This is a genomic window from Methylobacterium sp. WSM2598, from assembly GCF_000379105.1.
GTDB lineage: Bacteria > Pseudomonadota > Alphaproteobacteria > Rhizobiales > Beijerinckiaceae > Methylobacterium.
The window spans coordinates 6398642-6415655 of sequence record NZ_KB900609.1; the positions used below are offsets into that span (position 1 = coordinate 6398642).

General features: G+C 68.0%; 12 protein-coding genes. 7 read left to right on the top strand and 5 right to left on the bottom strand.

Going from position 1 to position 17014, the window contains the following annotated elements; translation table 11 throughout:
- Positions 1-447: 447 nt before the first annotated feature.
- The 3 genes from MET2598_RS0129815 to MET2598_RS0129825 form a co-directional block, all read right to left on the bottom strand.
- Positions 448-1773, bottom strand: a complete 1326-nt coding sequence (locus tag MET2598_RS0129815) for a dicarboxylate/amino acid:cation symporter (protein ID WP_012336068.1) — start codon at positions 1771-1773, stop codon at positions 448-450.
- Positions 1774-1922: 149 nt separating this feature from the next.
- Complete coding sequence (gene aspA, locus MET2598_RS0129820) at positions 1923-3338, bottom strand: aspartate ammonia-lyase (RefSeq protein WP_012336067.1); 1416 nt, start codon at positions 3336-3338, stop codon at positions 1923-1925.
- A 219-nt stretch (positions 3339-3557) separates the two neighbouring features.
- Positions 3558-4457 carry a LysR family transcriptional regulator gene (locus tag MET2598_RS0129825; RefSeq protein ID WP_018263335.1) on the bottom strand — a complete coding sequence of 300 codons (900 nt, stop codon included), beginning with the start codon at positions 4455-4457 and terminating at the stop codon, positions 3558-3560.
- Between the two features lie 557 nt (positions 4458-5014).
- On the opposite strand from MET2598_RS0129825, the gene MET2598_RS0129830 reads away from it, so the two are divergent.
- From MET2598_RS0129830 to MET2598_RS0129835, 3 genes are all read left to right on the top strand, one after another.
- Positions 5015-6226: an MFS transporter gene (locus tag MET2598_RS0129830; RefSeq protein WP_026191008.1), complete on the top strand. Its 1212-nt coding sequence runs from the start codon at positions 5015-5017 to the stop codon at positions 6224-6226.
- A 279-nt stretch (positions 6227-6505) separates the two neighbouring features.
- Entirely contained in the window at positions 6506-7219 is a 714-nt protein-coding gene (locus MET2598_RS40000; RefSeq protein ID WP_084673949.1) for a class I SAM-dependent methyltransferase, read from the top strand.
- Positions 7220-7552: 333 nt separating this feature from the next.
- The gene (locus MET2598_RS0129835; RefSeq protein ID WP_026191009.1) at positions 7553-8692 is read left to right on the top strand and encodes an HPP family protein; all 1140 of its coding nucleotides are present in this window, start codon (positions 7553-7555) and stop codon (positions 8690-8692) included.
- 627 nt (positions 8693-9319) lie between these two features.
- Here MET2598_RS0129835 and MET2598_RS0129840 read toward each other — a convergent pair.
- Positions 9320-10720, bottom strand: a complete 1401-nt coding sequence (locus MET2598_RS0129840; protein ID WP_026190483.1) for an IS30-like element ISMtsp4 family transposase — start codon at positions 10718-10720, stop codon at positions 9320-9322.
- A 160-nt stretch (positions 10721-10880) separates the two neighbouring features.
- On the opposite strand from MET2598_RS0129840, the gene MET2598_RS0129845 reads away from it, so the two are divergent.
- Positions 10881-12647 (top strand): HAMP domain-containing protein, encoded by a 1767-nt coding sequence (locus tag MET2598_RS0129845; RefSeq protein ID WP_018263338.1) that lies wholly within the window; start codon positions 10881-10883, stop codon positions 12645-12647.
- 28 nt (positions 12648-12675) lie between these two features.
- Positions 12676-13665, top strand: a complete 990-nt coding sequence (locus MET2598_RS0129850; RefSeq protein ID WP_012336060.1) for an ABC transporter substrate-binding protein — start codon at positions 12676-12678, stop codon at positions 13663-13665.
- A gap of 37 nt (positions 13666-13702) precedes the next feature.
- On the opposite strand, the gene mddA is transcribed toward MET2598_RS0129850, so the two are convergent.
- On the bottom strand, positions 13703-14437 hold the full coding sequence (gene mddA / locus MET2598_RS0129855) for a methanethiol S-methyltransferase (RefSeq protein ID WP_018263339.1): 735 nt from the start codon (positions 14435-14437) through the stop codon (positions 13703-13705).
- Between the two features lie 144 nt (positions 14438-14581).
- On the opposite strand from mddA, the gene MET2598_RS43130 reads away from it, so the two are divergent.
- Both MET2598_RS43130 and MET2598_RS37555 read left to right on the top strand, forming a co-directional pair.
- Positions 14582-15001 carry a DUF1127 domain-containing protein gene (locus MET2598_RS43130; RefSeq protein ID WP_236728839.1) on the top strand — a complete coding sequence of 140 codons (420 nt, stop codon included), beginning with the start codon at positions 14582-14584 and terminating at the stop codon, positions 14999-15001.
- Between the two features lie 392 nt (positions 15002-15393).
- Positions 15394-16935: a serine protease gene (locus tag MET2598_RS37555; RefSeq protein WP_036271051.1), complete on the top strand. Its 1542-nt coding sequence runs from the start codon at positions 15394-15396 to the stop codon at positions 16933-16935.
- Positions 16936-17014 lie beyond the last annotated feature (79 nt).

Below are 17014 nucleotides of genomic sequence, written 5' to 3' on the forward strand. Positions count from 1 at the left end.
GCCCGGCCGAGCAGCGGGCTGCACACGCTGCGACGCGCTCGGTTGCCCGCCCCCTGAGAGGTTGACCACGGCGAGGGTTGCGATCACTCCGGCAGCAAACGCAGCCCCAGCCCCATAAAGCGTTCTTGCAGAGCGAGCCATCTGCACTCGACCGAAGGCATGAGGGTGATCAGTGCAAACGGCCTGCCCTGAGAGTGAGTTCCGTCCGGGCTGCGCAGGGCGCCAGGCTGCGCGTCCTGAGCGCCGTCCCACGCGCCACGCGCGTCGCCGTCGCGAGGCTGCTCGCCGGCGACCGCTTCACATCGGAGAGCGGACGCCGGCGGCTCGATCCGGGAAGGCCCGCTCGGGGTCGGGCCCGCCCGGGGTCAGGCTCGGTCATGCTCCCGCATGGCGGGCCGACGACCGAGCCGGGTCAGCCTGTCCGGCCTCGCCGGTTCGAGCTCAGGGTCAGGCTGCCTCGGTCACGAGCGCTTCGGCCACGGCGCGATCCGACGTCCGACCCCGTCCCTCCGGGGACGCGGTCTCCTCGAGCTCGCCTTGCCACTTGGCGACCGCGGCGGTGGCAAGCCCGTTGCCGAGGACGTTCGTGACAGTGCGCCCCATGTCGAGGATCTGGTCGATGCCCATGATCAGCAGGATGCCGGCGGACGGCAGGCCGAACATCGGCACGGTGGCGGCCACCACCACCAGCGAGGCGCGCGGCACCCCGGCGATGCCCTTGCTCGTCACCATCATGACGAGGAGCATCATGACCTGCTCGGTGAAGCCCAGCGGGATGCCGAAGGCCTGGGCGATGAACAGAGCGGCGAGCGCCTGATACATCATCGAGCCGTCGAGGTTGAACGAGTAGCCGAGCGGCAGCACGAAGCCGGTGACGCGGGGACGCACGCCGAACCGGGCCAGGACCTCGATGGTGCGCGGGAAGGCGGCCTCGCTGCTCGCCGTCGAGAACGCGACGATCATCGGCGCGCGCAGCAGGCGCAGCAGGTGCAGCGTGGCGCGGCCGAGCACCAGCCAGCCGGCCCCGATCAGGAGCGCCCAGAGGACCGCGAGCCCGACGTAGAAGCTCACGATGAACTTGCCGTAATCCAGGAGCACGCCGAGACCCTGGACGGTGACCACCGCCGCCATCGCCGCGAACACCGCCAGCGGCGCGAGCCGCATCACCGCGTCGGTGACCTTGAACATCACCCGCGCGAGCCCTTCGAGGAGATGCACCATCGGGTCCGCGTAGCGCCGGTCGATGGCGCTGAGGCCGAAGCCGAAGAAGATCGAGAAGACCAGGATCTGCAGCACCTCGTTGCCCGCCATCGCCGAGACGATGCTCGTCGGGAAAACGTGGGTGAGAAAGTCGCGCAGGTTGAGCGAGGCGGCCTTCAGGCCGGTCTGTGCCCCCGCATCCGGCAGCGGAAGGGCGAGGCCCGCGCCCGGCTGGAACAGGTTGGCGGCGATCAGACCGAGCGTGAGCGAGACCAGCGAGGCGGTCAGGAACCAGCCCATGGCGAGGCCGGCGACGCGGCCGACTGAGCGGGTGTCGCCGAAGCTCGCGATGCCGGCGACGATCGTGGCGAAGACGAGCGGCGCGATGATCATCTTGATCAGGCGCAGGAAGATGTCGGTCACGAGGGTGAAGTGCGCGGCGAGCGCCTTGGCCTCGTCCGGCGACGTCGCGTGCCCGTGCAGCACCGCGCCGACCGCGATGCCGAGCACGAGCCCGATGCCGGTATAGAGCGTGAGGCGGCCGGATCTCGGAGCCGCATCGACCTGAGTCATCGGGGTATCCTCCCTTGGGTATTGGCTTGGGTATTGCCTTGGATGGTGCGTGGAGGACGCGCGGGCATCGGCCCGCGCATCGGCGTGCGGGATCCCTCCACTGGCGCGGTGGCGCGGGATCCCGGACCTCGGATGGGGCGAACCCTGGATCAGGAAGCGATCGCGGCCTGCGGGCGGGTCAGCCGCCCGGGCTGGAGCACCGCGTCGAGCTGGTCCTTCGCCATCAGGCCCTTCTCCAGGACCAGTTCGTAGACGCCGCGGCCGGTGGCGTGCGCCTCCATGGCCACCGCGGTGGCGTTGCGGTAGCCGATATAGGGGTTGAGCGCGGTGACGATGCCGATCGAGTGCTCGACGCTCAGCCGCAAGCGCTCGCGGTTGGCCGTGATGCCGCGCACGCAGTTCGCGTCGAGGGCCCGGCAGGCCGCTTCGAGATGCGCGAGGCTGCGGAACAGGCTGTAGGCGATCACCGGCTCGAAGGCGTTGAGCTGGAGCTGGCCGGCCTCGGCCGCGAAGGAGATCGTGACGTCGTTGCCGATCACCTCGAAGGCGACTTGGTTGACCACCTCCGGGATCACCGGGTTGACCTTGCCCGGCATGATCGAGGAGCCGGCTTGGCGCGCCGGCAGGTTGATCTCGTTGAAGCCCGCCCGCGGCCCCGAGGAGAGCAGGCGCAGGTCGTTGCAGGTCTTCGAGAGCTTGACGGCGACCCGCTTCAGCACGCCCGAGAGCTGCACGAAGGCGCCGCAATCCTGGGTCGCCTCGACGAGATCCTCGGCCGTGACGAGCGGGATGCCGGTGATCTCCGCGAGGCGGTCGCGCACCAAAGCCGCGTAGGCCGGATGCGCGGTGATGCCGGTGCCGATGGCGGTCGCGCCCATGTTGATCTCGTGGATCAGGAGTTCGGCCTCGCCGAGCCGCGCCTCGTCCTCGCCGAGCATCCGCGCGTAGGTGCCGAATTCCTGGCCGAGCGTCATCGGCACCGCGTCCTGGAGCTGCGTGCGGCCCATCTTGAGGATGTCGGCGAACTCCGTCGCCTTCGCCTCGAAGCTGCCGCGCAGGGACGCCATGGCGGCCACGAGGCGCCGGATCGACCCGGCCGCGGCGATCTTCAGGGCGGTCGGGTACACGTCGTTGGTGCTCTGGCCCATGTTGACGTGCTCGTTCGGGTGCAACTGCCCATAGGCGCCGCGCGCGTGGCCGAGGAGTTCCAGCGCCCGGTTGGCGATCACCTCGTTGGCGTTCATGTTGGTCGAGGTGCCGGCGCCACCCTGGATCAGGTCGACCACGAACTGGTCGTGGAGCGCCCCGCCGCGGATCTCCTCGCAGGCCGTGACGATCGCCTCGCAGCGCGCGCGGTCGAGAAGGCCGAGCTCCTGGTTGGCGAGCGCCGCTGCCTGCTTGATCGCGGCCAGCGCGCGGATCAGGTCCGGGCAACTCGCCAGCGTCGTGCCGGTGATCGCGAAGTTCTCGACGGCGCGGAGCGTGTGGATGCCGTAATAGGCCGCCTCCGGCACCTCGCGGTCGCCGAGAAGGTCGTGCTCGGTGCGGGTCGTGGCTCTGGACACAGCTCTCTCCTCGCGCGCGGAAGCGTTTCCAGCGCGCCGTTGCAAGCGGACGGGCAGGACGCCGCGGCGGCCCCTGGGCGGAGCAGCGCGCGGGTCTTCGGGGGATGGCGGTGGAAGCCCGCGTCGCGTGGGCGGAAGATCGCCGCGACGACTGCATTCACCGTGAGCGGCGGGATAATCCCGGACGCGCGCCGGCGCCAATGCTAAGGAGGACCAGGGTTATTCCGGTTCGGAATAGTTTGTCGCGAGCATCCCCGCCGCCTCCCAGACGGCATCGAGGAAGGGCCGGGCGCGCTCGCCGCTGCGGTAGAGCCGGATCTCCATCGGCATCTCGGGGCTGACCAGCCCGAGCGCCCCGGACGCGATCTCCGCGGCGACGAGGCTGCGGGGCAGCCATGCGACGCCGTGGCCCGCGAGCGCCATCGAGCGCAGGGCCTCGGCCATGGAGTTCTCGTTGGTGTGGACCGGATAGGTCGGGGGTGCGCCTTCCCGCGCCTGCGCGATCGTGGCGAGGCGCCCGAGGAAGGAGCCGCGGGAATATTGCAGCAGGGGCAGCCGCCCTTCCCCGTCGGGCATCAGAGCGTCCGGCGCGGCGACGGCCGCGAGGCTGTCGTGTCCCACCGTCCGGTAGGGATAGCGCGTGGGGTCGAGCGGGATCGGGATGCCCGGATGGTGGTAGGTCAGCAGGAGGTCGTAGCCGCCCTCGACCAGCGCCTGGACGCAGATGTTGAAGTTCTCCGGCAGGACCCGGCTGCCCACCGGCCCGACCGCGGCCCGGATCGCGCCGAGCCAGCCCGGCAGGAAGGACAGGCAGAGCGAGTGCAGCGCGGTGATCGTGACCACCGGGAGGCTGGAGCGCTCGCTGCGGGTGCGGAACTCGGCCCGGCTCAGAGTCAGGAGGCGCACCACCTCCTCGGCCGTCTCCAGGAACTGGCGCCCGTCGGCGGTGAGCGTGATCGGGTAGGTCGAGCGGTCGAGGAGCACCGTGCCGAGCCAGACTTCGAGGGAGCGGATGCGTCGGCTGAAGGCCGATTGGGTCACGTGCCGCTCCTCCGCGGAGCGCGAGAAGCTCCGCGTTTCGGCGAGGCTCAGGAAATCCTCGATCCACTTCACTTCCATGGCCTGCTTTCGCTCGCGAAGGATCCACGGCCACGGATCGCTGCCGCCGCGGCGTTCGATTCCGACGGCATCCTCTCATGTGTGATCCGGAATGCGGTTGATCAAAGCGGATTGTTGATCAAAGCGGACCTCCGGATCACGCGCCCGCGCGGCGCGTGAGCGAAGCCCCCATCCGCCGTCCCGAAGGGATCGAGCGGATGGGGATGAGACGGCGCATTCAACGTACCGGTGGGGTGTCCGGCGTCCGCTCGGCGCCGACCTTCGACCAAGGCCGCCGGAACGCCGGCTCGCCGCTCGACAGCGCACTTCCGCAGCCAGCGATTGCCCCCTCTTGCCCGCCGCGGCAGGATCATGTCCTTGGAAAGACGGCAAAGGTCGCGGGTGCGGCGCCTCTCGACGTTCGCAACAGGCGCGCGCGGACGTAAGTCCGGGGCCGGAATCGCCGATCGAGCGGAACCAGGGAAGAATTTCGGCATGCGGCAGGTCGTCGTCGTTCACCCCGCGCTCCCCGCGGAGCGGGACCCGCGCAGAGGCGCAGCGCGTGGAGCAAACGCCCGATGAGCGCGGTCGCGACAGTCAGCCTGCCCCGACAGGCCACTCTCTCCGTCCTGATTGCTCTCAGCGTGACCCACCTGCTCAACGATATGATCCAGTCGCTGATTCCAGCGATCTATCCCATTATCAAGGATTCATATCAGCTCGATTACATCCAGATCGGGCTCATCACCCTCACGTTCCAGACCGCAGCCTCGCTTCTCCAGCCGGCCGTTGGCTTCTACACCGACAAGCACCCGATGCCGCACTCGATGATCGTCGGCATGGGGTTCAGCCTGGTGGGCCTGCTCGGCTTGGCCTTCGCGGGCAGCTACGGCCTCCTGCTGCTCGCTTCCGCGTGCGTGGGTCTCGGCTCCTCGATCTTCCATCCCGAGGCGACGCGCATGGCGCGCAACGCGTCGGGCGGACGACAAGGCTTGGCGCAGGGCATCTTCCAGGTCGGCGGTCAGACCGGCGGCGCCCTCGGCCCCCTGCTCGCGGCGTTCATCATCGTGCCGCTCGGCCAGCACAGCCTCGGTTGGTTCGCGATCGCCGCCCTGTTGGCCATGGGACTGATGCTCTGGATCGCCGGACGCTCCGCCCGGATTGCCCCCTCGCTCCCGCGGGCGGCGCAGGCCGCACACGGGACAGCCGATCAGGTCGCGGACCGCCCCCTCGCCGCGGTCGTCGTGCCATTCATGATCCTCATCATTCTCCTGTTCTCGAAGAACGCCTACGCCCAGAGCTTCTCGTCGTTCTACACGTTCTACCTGATGGGCAAGTTCGGCATCTCGATCCAGCAATCGCAGGTGATGCTGTTCCTGTTCCTCGCATCGTCGGCCGTCGGTGCGCTCGCGGGCGGCATCCTGGGTGACCGGATCGGCCGCAATCGCATCCTCTGGTTCTCGATCCTCGGTGCACTGCCGTTCACGCTGGTGCTTCCCTACGCAAGTCTCTTCTGGACGGGCGCCCTGACGATCGTCATCAACCTGATCATGTCGAGCGCGTTCGCGGCCATCTTGATCTATGCCATGGAACTCATGCCGGGCCGGATCGGGCTGGTCGGCGGCTTCTTCTACGGCTTGACCTTCGGGCTGGGCGGGCTCGCCGCCGCCATCCTGGGTGCGCTCGCGGACCGGTACGGCATCGCGACCGTCTACCAGATCTGCTCCTTCCTGCCGGCCATCGGCCTGCTCGCCTGGTTCCTTCCGCGCTTGCGGGAACCCCAGCGGTGATGGACGGGACGATCGTGCGCACGCGATCGATCCCGTGGGGCGGACAGCAAGTCCTCCGCAGCCCGCGGATCGACCACGTGCTCAGCGCGGCTCGACGCGGTCGGTGCCTGCTCCTGCGCCCTGGGCGACCGCTCTCCCATCGTCTACGAACAGGAGCACGGCCCAGAGACCCCAACCGACGCCCTGGTCAGCCAAGTCTCCTGACCGTCACGAAAACGGGGCGCTCCCACTCACAGTCAGGGATGTACGTCGCGCAAGCCTACTGGAGAGGAACCGCTCATGCCAGGGTCATGGCAAACGCGTCAGGTCGAGATGGAGGGATGGTACGCCACTCTCGCCATAGATCAGGATACAGCTGTCGAGGCGCTGAGTCGCGATTATCAGCCCTACGCCCACATACTCACCAATATAAAAGGACTAGTTCTTGATATAGGGGGAGGAGCTGGTCTCGCCGGAGCATATATGGATCCGGATACTGAGTACATTGTCATCGATCCAAGTCTGAGTTGGACGACAGAGCGCTGGGCAGCGATCCGCAGGCGGCTCTCCCCTCATAGGACAGAATTCAATTTCGTGCTCGGTACCGGCGAAAACTTACCCTTTCCGTCTCAGAGTTTCGATGCGGCCTTGGCGTTTTGGAGCCTCAATCATGCATCCAACCCAGGGCAATGCATCGCAGAAATACACCGCATCCTGAAGCCCTGCGGCAGGGCTCTCCTCGTGCTGGAGGACATGGAACCCGGTTGGATCGATATCCTGCAGTTAGTAGGCCAAGCATTAATGAGAAAGCTCGGTCGCCCCGTCCGCAACCCGCTCAACTGGGGATCAGCCAAGGACGTGATCTGGCGCAAACTCTCGGGCCAGCCATGGCCCCTCCAGTCCGATCATCAGAGAATCGTAGAGCGTGAGCTTGTTCACTGGCTTCATGGTCAGTTCAGAGTTGTTAATCGCAGCTGGATCGGCGGCTTTCTGAGCTACGAATTGGAGGCCTAGCCCTGGCTGTTGGGTAACGTCACGGTGCCGGGGTCGAGTCCGTTGAGCGATCGAGGCCTGTCGCAACCGCGACCGAGAGGCTGCCGGGCCGAGCGGCGGCACCGCGGCGACCGTGAGAAGCGCGGTGGCGGCGACGTCCTTCATGGTCCTCCGGCCCAGCGCCCCAACCCTGAATGCCTTGTTCGCAGGCATCGTGCCCACGCACGTTGCAATTTCGGCGGCGATCCGTAAACGGGGGTCTGGTATACCAGAGCCCTGCGCCGCCAATCGGAGCACCTGCCTGCTGAGCGGGCGCCTTCGGCGGCGGTTCGGGCCAGCGAGGGACGCACGAGGATGTTCGACACCGTCAGTCCGGAACGACAGGGTGGCAAGTCATCCGGATTTCGGTTGTTCAGGCCGATTCTGGCGGGTGCGACCCTGCGGGAGCGCCTGGTCGCCTGCCTGGGGGCGCTCGCGGGCATCACGCTCACCGGCCTGATCTGCGGCTGGTTCTTCGGGGAAGGGCCGCACATCCCGCTCATTGTCGCGCCCATGGGCGCCTCGGCGGTGCTGCTGTTCGCCGTGCCGGCGAGCCCGCTCGCCCAGCCCTGGCCGGTCATCGGGGGCAACACGATCTCGGCCTTCGTCGGCGTGCTGGCCGCCCACCTCATTCCGGATCCCGTGGTGGCGATCGGCGTCGGCGTCTCGCTGGCGATCGCCGCGATGTCGGTGACCCGGTCCCTTCACCCACCCGGGGGTGCGGCCGCCCTGACGGCGCTGATCGGCGGCCCGGCCGTCACCTCGGCGGGCTTCCTGTTCCCGCTGTTCCCGGTCTGCGTGAACTCGGTGATCCTGGTCGCGCTCGGGATCGCGTTCCACAAGATCTCAGGCCGCAACTACCCGCACGTGCCGGTCGTGGCGCCGGCCAACACGCACGGGACGGCGGATCTGCCCGCGCCCCTGCGCGTCGGCTTCAAGCCGGAGGATGTGGACGCGGCCCTGGTCGCGCTCAACGAGACGCTGGACATCGACCGCGCCGACCTCGACCGCCTCCTCCGGCAGGTCGAGCTTCACGCGCTCGTGCGCACGCAGGGCGACCTCACCTGCGCCGAGGTCATGTCGCGCGACGTGGTGACCCTGCACGCGGGCAGCAGCGCCGAGCGAGCACGGGAGCTTCTCCTCACGCACAACATCCGGACGCTGCCTGTGGTCGACGAGGATGGACGGCTGACGGGCACGGTGGGGCTGCGCGAGCTGACGCTCCACCGCGACGCGGGTATCGCGCAGGTGATGTCCGAGGCCAGGACGGCCCGGCCGGACGAGCCGATCGTCGCGCTGGCCTCCTCGCTGTCCGATGGGCGCACCCATGCGGTGGTCGTCGTGGACGAGGGACAGCGCGTCGTGGGGATCATCACCCAGACCGACCTGCTCGCGACCTTGACGCGCCTGCTCTCGGCCAAGGCGTTCAGGCTTCCCGAAGCGGTCCCGGCCTAGGGCGGCACCCGATCACGTTGCAATCGGGTGCCGCTCTCGATCTTTGATCCTGCCGCATTGTCCGCGACGAACCGGCATCCACTTCGTCGGAAAATGCTCTAGGCGGTCGCCGCGGCCCGATCTCATCGGCCCACCCGGCGGCGCGGACGTGCGGCGCGACCGCTCGGCGGAGGACCGCTCGGCGGAGGACGGAGGGTCACGCGGCGCGAGCGTGGGCGTTGGCCCGGTTGTTGCCAGGACTCGGACCTTCCCGGCACCGCCACGTCGCAGGATCGCGTCGATGCAAGATGGACCGCTTCTCCTCTCCCTGCTTCACGCCGCCTTGATGGTATCGAGCATGATGCTGACGTGGCAGGTATCTCTCCTTCGCACGCCGAAATCGAAGTAGGCCGGTCTCCACTGTCGAGCCGCTCTCGTCGAGCCCGTCAGGCCGTCTCGCGAGGTGCTCGTGATGCCGCGATCCCCGTTCTCCGCGGCGTGCCCGTCCTCCGCGGCGTGCCCGTCCTCCGCGGAGCGAAGGTCGCGGAGAGGAGATCCGGGCCGTCGGGATCCTGGACGGCTCGCTGCGTGACCACGGCGTGCTGACGGTCATGAGCTCGGAATTCGCCGGAGTTGCACCGCTTGGGTTCAAGCGGTCGTCGCAACACCATCTTGCACGGCAGCCAGCACAGCGTCGAGCGCCTCTGCCGGCGTCTTCCAGTTCAGCGTCTTGCGCGGTCTGCTGTTGAGGGCTGCGGCCACAGCAGCAAGATCGTTCGCGCTGTGGGCGCTCAGATCCGTTCCTTTCGGGAAGTACGGTCGCAGTAACCCGTTCGTATTCTCGTTCGTCCCCCGCTGCCAGGGTGAGCGTGGATCGCAGAAGTAGACCTGCAGACCCGCGTCGATCCGCAAGCGCGCGTGCTCGGCCATCTCGGTACCCTGGTCCCAGGTCAACGAGCGCCGCAGCTGCTCGGGCAAGCGCGCGATCGTGCCGGCGATCGCCTCGCGCACCGCCTGGGCCCCGTGCCCCGCCAGCGCCGGGCCGTTCTTCGCACGCGGTGTCNCCCCATGGCCGTCCATCGGCGGAAGATGCAGCAGCATCGTAAAGCGCGTCGTGCGCTCGACCAGGGTCCCGATCGCCGAACTCTTCAGACCCAGGATCAGATCTCCTTCCCAGTGCCCCGGCACCGCGCGGTCCTCCACCTCGGGCGGACGCTCGCTGATGAGCACCTCGGGGGTGACGAACGACCTGCCTCGGCCCAGGCTGCGGGCCCGCGGCACACGCAAAGCCCGTCCTGTGCGAAGACACGCGGTCAGCTCACGCTTCAGCCCGCCCCGGCCCTGGATGTAGAGCGCCTGATAGATCGCCTCGTGACTGATGCGCATCGTCGTATCGCCCGGAAAGTCGAGCCGTAGGCGCTCGGCGATCTGCTGCGGACTCCAGGATCGACCCCATCGCCGGCTCTGGCGTCGCCCGTGCCGCCGTCCCTTCCAGGCAACGCTAGGGCCAGGCAGAGCGCTCCCGCCCGGTGTCGCGACAGTTCCGGCGAGCCGCTCCTGCACGTACGTCCGCAGCGCTGCGTTCCCCGCCAGTTTTGCTGGCTTGGGCCGGCGTGCCGCGCGTTCAGCGTGCCACTGCGCGGTCGTGGCGCGATAGTCCAGGCCGCCACTGCGGGTCGCCGCATTGCGGCGCAATTCCCGCGAGATGGTCGACGCCGCCCGTCCCAGACGCCGAGCGACGTCCCGGACCCCGTGACCTTGCGCTTGTAGGATCGCGATCTCCTCCCGCTCAGCCAACGACAGGTAGCGCGCAGAAGGCGACTTGGATGATGGTGACAGGTGGGAAGGTGCCATTCCGCCTGCTGTCCGGAACCACCGCGAGCCGACCGGTGGCGAGATCCCGAGCTTCATCGCTGCGACCTCGCTGGAGAGACCCTGCGCGAGGAACGCCCAGAACCCCCGCCGCGTCTCGCGCAGACCGACCCCGGGACGACCCGGTGACCGCAGCTTCTCGCGAAGTGCCCGATCCGAACGCCGCCGACCTGCCATCACAACCGCCCTCCGCCAAGCCGTTGCGACGACCACTTGAATCCACCCCGGATACTCCCCTCTGAGTGCCCGCCTTCACGGCCGATGCAGACTTGAGAAGATGCCGTGTCTGCACTTAAAGTCGTGCAGCGGATCGATATGCCTTGGAAAGGATGCGGCGATGGCCCGCTTCCCGATCCCGCCGCGGGGCTCGCTGTTCCGGCAGTATTTCCTCGTCCTGTTCGCGGCCGTGGCCGTGCCGCTGCTCGCCGCCGGCGGCAGCCAGGCGTGGTTCGGCTATAGGGACCAGCGGGCGCGCCTGAACGACCTGCTCGGCGCCGAGGCCCGGACCGCGGCCGCGCGGATCGCGCACTTCATCGATGGGATCGAAAACCAGCTCGCCTGGATGGTGCAATTGCCCTGGACGGAGGCCGCCGACGAGCGGCGGCGCGTCGACGCCATGCGTCTCCTGCGCCACGCCCCCGCCGTGACGAGCTTCAGACTGATCGACGGCGCCGCGAAGGAGCGGCTCTCCGTGTCGCGGATCGGCCTCAACCGCGTCGAGAGCGGCGCCGACGCGTCGGCGGATCCAGCAGTCCTGGGGGCCCGGACCGGGCGGGCTTGGTTCGGCCCCGTCACCTATCACCGCAATTCCGAACCGTACATGACCGTGGCCGTGGCGGGGAATCGCCTCGCGGCGGGCGTCGCGGTCGCGGAGATCAATCTGAAGCTGATCCTGGACGTCGTCGCGGGAATCCGGATCGGCGAGACGGGACAAGCCATCGTGCTCGACCGGCCGGGCCGGCTCATCGCGCATCCCGACATCAGCCTCGTCCTGCGCGGCGCCGAGGATCGGACGGCCGAGAGCCTCCGGGCGCTGCGGGCGGCCATCCTCGCGCAGGACGGGCGCGCGGTCGCCGGGCCGGACCCGGCGGGGCGCGTGGTGTTGGCCGCCATGGCGCCGGTTCAGGGACCGGACTGGAGCGTGATCGTCCAGCAGCCGGTCGCCGAGGCGTTCGGGCCGATCCACGCCGCCTTCTGGCGCCTTCTCGGCCTGCTCCTGGCCGGCACCGGCTTCGCCGCCGCGCTCGCCTACTGGCTCGCCGGCCGCATGACCGGGCCGATCCGCCTCCTGGAGGAAGGCGCCGCCCGGATCGGGGCGGGCCAGTTCGGCCACCGCATCGAGATCGCGAGGGGGGACGAGCTGGGGCGGCTCGCGGCCCGCTTCAACCAGATGGCGCGCGAGGTCGCGCTCTCGCAGGAGCGCTCGGAGCGCATCAGCCGCCTCAAGCGCTTCCTCGCGCCGCAGGTCGCCGAGCTCGTGGACCGGGCCGGCGACGACGGCGTCCTCGACGGACAGCGCGTCGAGGTCGTCGTGGTCTTCGGGGACCTGCGCGGCTTCACCCCGTTCTCCGCGCGATCCGAGCCCGGCGTGATCATGGGCGTACTGGGCGAGTACCACGCGGCGGTTGGTGCGACCGTGAACCGGCACGGCGCGACGCTCGTGAGCCTCGCCGGCGACGGCGTCATGATCCTGGTGAACGCGCCCGTGGCCTGCCCCGAGCCGGCGCTGCGGGCCGCCCGCATGGTGATCGAGATGCAGGCGACGGTGCAGGCCCTGACCGCGGCCTGGCGGGCGGGCGGCCACGCGCTCGGCTTCGGGATCGGCCTGGCGATGGGACCCGCCACGGTCGGGCGGATCGGCTCCGACAGCCGGCTGGACTACACGGCCATCGGCACGGTGACGAACCTCGCCTCGCGCCTGTGCGCCTCGGCGCAGGATGGCCAGATCCTGGTCGACCGCGCGGCGGCCGAGGCGATCGGGAGCGGCGTCCCCCTCGTGTCGCTCGGGACGCGGCGCCTGAAGGGCTTCGACGAGCCGGTCGCCATCTTCGCCGTGGCGGCCGGACGGGACGCCAAGGCCGAGCCAGCGCCGGACGCGGCGTGATGCCCGGCGCTCGGCGAGGAGCGAGCGGATGAGACGACGCGACCTTCTCATCGGGCCGGTCGGCGCCCTGCTCGGCGGCGCGACGGCCCGCGCGGTGCGGGCGCAGGCGCCGGCGCTGCCGGTGCTCGGGTATCTCGGCGCCGAGACGCCCGAGCGCGTTGCCAGCCGGCTCGAGGCCTTTCGCACGGGGCTCGCCGATGCCGGGTTCGTCGAGGGCCGCGACGTCGCGATCGCCTACCGCTGGGCGGACGGGCGCTACGAGCAGCTGCCCGCGCTCGCCAAGGAGCTGGCGGGCAGCGGGATCGCGGTCCTGGTCGCCCCCGGGGGTGCGCCCGTGGTGCTCGCGGCGCGCGCGGCGACGGGGACGATCCCGATCGTCTTCGAGATGGGCGGCGATCCGGTCGTCCTCGGCGTGGTGGACGATCTCGCGCGGCCCCGCGGCAATCTCACGGGCGTGTCGAGCCTGAGCGTCGAGGTCTCGAACAAGCGGCTCGAGCTCATGAAGGAGCTGTTTCCGACGGCCGCCGCCCTCGCCATCGCATTCAACCCGACCAGTCCGACGGCCGGCTCGCAGCTGGCCGGCCTGCGGGCTGCGGCCGGCAGCCTCGGCCTGCAGCTCCATATGCTGGAGGCCAGCCGCGAGGACGGGTTCGAGGACCTGTTTACGGCGCCGCGCCGGCTCGGGGCGGCCGGTCTCGTCTTCACCTCCGACCCCTTCTTCGCCTATCGCAGCGCGCGCCTGGCGATGCTCGCCAACCGCCACGGCCTTCCCGCGATCACCCAGTCCCGCGACTTCCCCATGGCCGGCGGGCTGATGAGCTACGGGGGCGACTTCACGCAAACGCACCGCCAGGCCGGCGCCTATGCGGGGCGCCTGCTCCGAGGCGAGAAGCCCCGTGACCTGCCGGTGCAGCTCGTCACGAAGCTTGAGCTGTTCGCCAACGTGAGGGCGGCCGCGCGCCTCGGCGTGACCTTGCCGCCCTCGATCCTGAGCAGCGCCGACGTGGTGATCGAGTAGGGATCCGACCTCCGCGGGGTCGTCGGCGCCCGTCCGATCAGCGCGCGCCGCGAAAGCGCGGCAGGAGCATGCCCGCCTCGCGCCGGTAGCGAATGTAGCGATCGCCGAAGAAGGCGACGAGGTCGCGCTCCTCCAGCTGGATGCCGACGAGGATGTAGGCGGTCGCGACCGCCGCGAACAGCAGGTGGCCGACCGTCATCGTCGGCGTCGCCCAGAACGCGACGACGAAGCCGAGGTAGATCGGGTGCCGGACGTGCCTGTAGAGGAAGGGCGTCGCGAACGCGGCCTCACCCGGCGCGGTCGGGCGCCAGCCCTGGATGGCCTGCTTGAGCCCGAAGAGGTCGAGGTGGCTGATCATGAAGGTGCTGGCGAGGACGACGAACCAGCCGAGCCAGAAGAGTCCCTTGAGGACGGACGCCGCGACCGGATCCGAGACCGACCATGCGGTCGCCGGGAGCGGACGCCACTGCCAGAACAGCAAGAGCAGGGCGAGGCTCGCCAGGAGGACGAAGGTGCTGCGCTCGACGGGCTTCGGGACGATGCGCGTCCACCACACCTTGAAGCGCGGGCGTGCCATCACGCTGTGCTGGAGCGCGAAGGCGGTGAGCAGGGCGACGTCCACGACCACCGCGAGCCACGGCGCGACGACCGGCCCATCGTCGACGGTCTTCGGAACGAAGCCCCCTCCGAGGAACCCGACCGCGTAGAGGAAGGACACGAGGAAGATGGCGTAGCAGACCAGGGCGTAGATCATGCGGGCAGCGTGCGACATGGGAGATCTCCGGCGACGGGAGCGTGATCGGCCGTGCTCCGAGGCCCGGTCCCGGCCCGGTACCTCGCGGCCCGCCCCTTCATCCGGCCGATCGCCCGCCCGCGTCCGTGATCGCCGTCACAGACGCGGGCGGGCATCCGAGGCATGTCGATCCCCTCAGCCGAGGAGGATCACGTGGCTGGAGCGTTCTCAGTCTTCAGGCGATGGCTCGATTGCAGTCGCACGCGGCGCGAACTCGCCCTGTTCAACGACCGCGACCTCGCGGATCTCGGCCTCCCGATCCGATCTGATCTGATGCGCGCCGCGGCCTTCAGGGTCGGACGCCAGCCGCCGCGGCCGTCCCCGGGGCAGCCGGCTCCCGCTCCGGCAGCGCGCCGCCCGGTTCGGGCGGATGGCGGGGTCGCGGCGACGCGGGTGTTCTTCGACCGCCGTCCGGCCTCATGGTCCGTTCGCGGTCCGCGGCTCCAAGCGGAGCAACCGCGATCGCCGATCCGGTCCAGTTCGGGCGCCTGCTCTCCGCCAGCCCCGTCTTCGGGCGCCTCGAACCCGACACGCGGCGTGTGAGAGCCTTCGTGCGGTGGTACCTGATGGTGCCCTGGTGCCAGCCGGCAGCATCGCGGACGTTCCGCTCGACGAACCAGAGGCATCCCTCTGTTGCCACCGCCCGGAGGCTGCAGGGTTTCGCGAGTCCCTTGATGCCGGGGCTAAACTTGAGCATGCGAAGGGATGCACTGTCGTAACATTCGCGATGAACACCGCTTCCTGCCTGTCGGAGAGAGACAAGGATGCTGATGGGCCTGGTCGCACAGCGTGCCACATGATGCCAGCGAGAGAGTACGGCTAATGACCTTGGACTGTGAACAGCCATTGACGAAGCCTCCGGATAGGCGCTTTCTCATTTGACAGCTTGCGAATTGACCGTAACCATTCGTTCAAGTGTCTCGGGGCAGCCCTTCATGCGTCGCATCGCGTTTGCTCTTGTTGCCGGGTTGGCCGCTCAAGCTGCAACCGCCCAGGTACGAACTCCAGAGTTCACCAGGGCAGAATTCGTATTCAACGAAGAGCACAACCTTCGATCCCGTGTTATTGCCCAGGTTCTGTTAATAGCCACCGGCCATCAAACGTCCGTTCCAACGGAAAACCTCGGTCTGCGCACTTTTGAGGCGATCAAGCGGTTTCAAGAACAGAACGGTATCTGGCCGGACGGAGTCCTCAACAAGTCCACTCACGACCGGCTGTTCGCAACCGCGGCACCGATGATGACAATGTGGGACTTCAAGTTGCTTGAGCATCCGTCGCGAGGCCGCCCCATCTGGGTGCCTCAGGGCTTGTCTTTGCGCCCGCTCACAAATAAGAGTGGCCTTGCGTTTGAAGACTCACTTGCCCGCCTAATCGTCAGATACAACTACTTCCCATCGATCAACGTCGCTCTCGTTTATTCAGACACGTTAGAACGCAAACGGCGCAATCGGTACGCAATCAATTACAGCGTCATTAAAGACGAATGGTTCGTTATATCAGCCACTTCCTCAAGCGGTAAAGACGAATATCTTCGCTACCACCAAGACGGAGATGGGGTCCTCGGCTTTTCACTGTTCTGGGACAATGCAAAGGGTAATGTCGGCGGTGAACGCATCGCAATCTTGATGTCAGCTTCGCTTGGCTCCGTGATGAACGGGCGTCCTATGGTCGAGCCGCCAGGGGCGTCGCAGGCGGCCGCACGAGTCGCCACGACACCTCCCTTGCAGGTTCCGGTTCCCGCACAGCCCGTGGCACGCGAGAATGCGCCCGTTCCCTCGGCGTTGCCTCCCGTCGCTACCGCGCCTCCCGCACCTGCACCTCCCGCGGCACCGAAGGCTGAGGAGAACGGCATCTCGACGGGTTCAGGCTTTTTCGTAGACACCAATGGCAACTTCATCACGAATGCCCATGTGATCAAGGATTGCAAGTTCGTCGTGGTGAAACTGAACGATAGCAAATCTCCGCACAATGCGCGAGTTGCTGCGACAGACAGCAGCAATGATCTTGCTCTCCTCGCAATCGAAGATGCCAAGGGAGGCAGGTTTGCGCCGATTAGAACGGGCACTAGGCTAGGAGAGTCTGTCGCTGCTTTTGGGTATCCTCATGCGGACATCCTGGCGAGCTCTGGAAATTTCACACTGGGAAACATAACCGCCCTATCTGGCTTAGGTGATGATAGCCGATACTACCAAATCTCTACTCCTGTTCAGCAGGGTAACTCTGGTGGCCCACTCCTAGACAGTTATGGCAACGCTGTGGGGGTCGTTGCGGCGAAGCTGAACGTGCTCAAGGTGGCGCTTGCCTCTGGCGATTTCCCACAGAATATCAACTTCGCGATCAAGAGCACGATGCTCGCGACGTTCCTAGAGTCGAACCAGATCGCAATCCAACCGGGCACGACGACAGGAGCCAAGCTTGATCCCGCAGACCTTGCGGATTCCGCCAAGGCGATGAGCGGGTTCGTAGCCTGCCAGTAATCGGAGATGTACTCTCTGACGACACGGTGCGGTCGAGGTAGACCCAGCGCTTGCCGCCGCCCTCGTCCACGACGAGGGA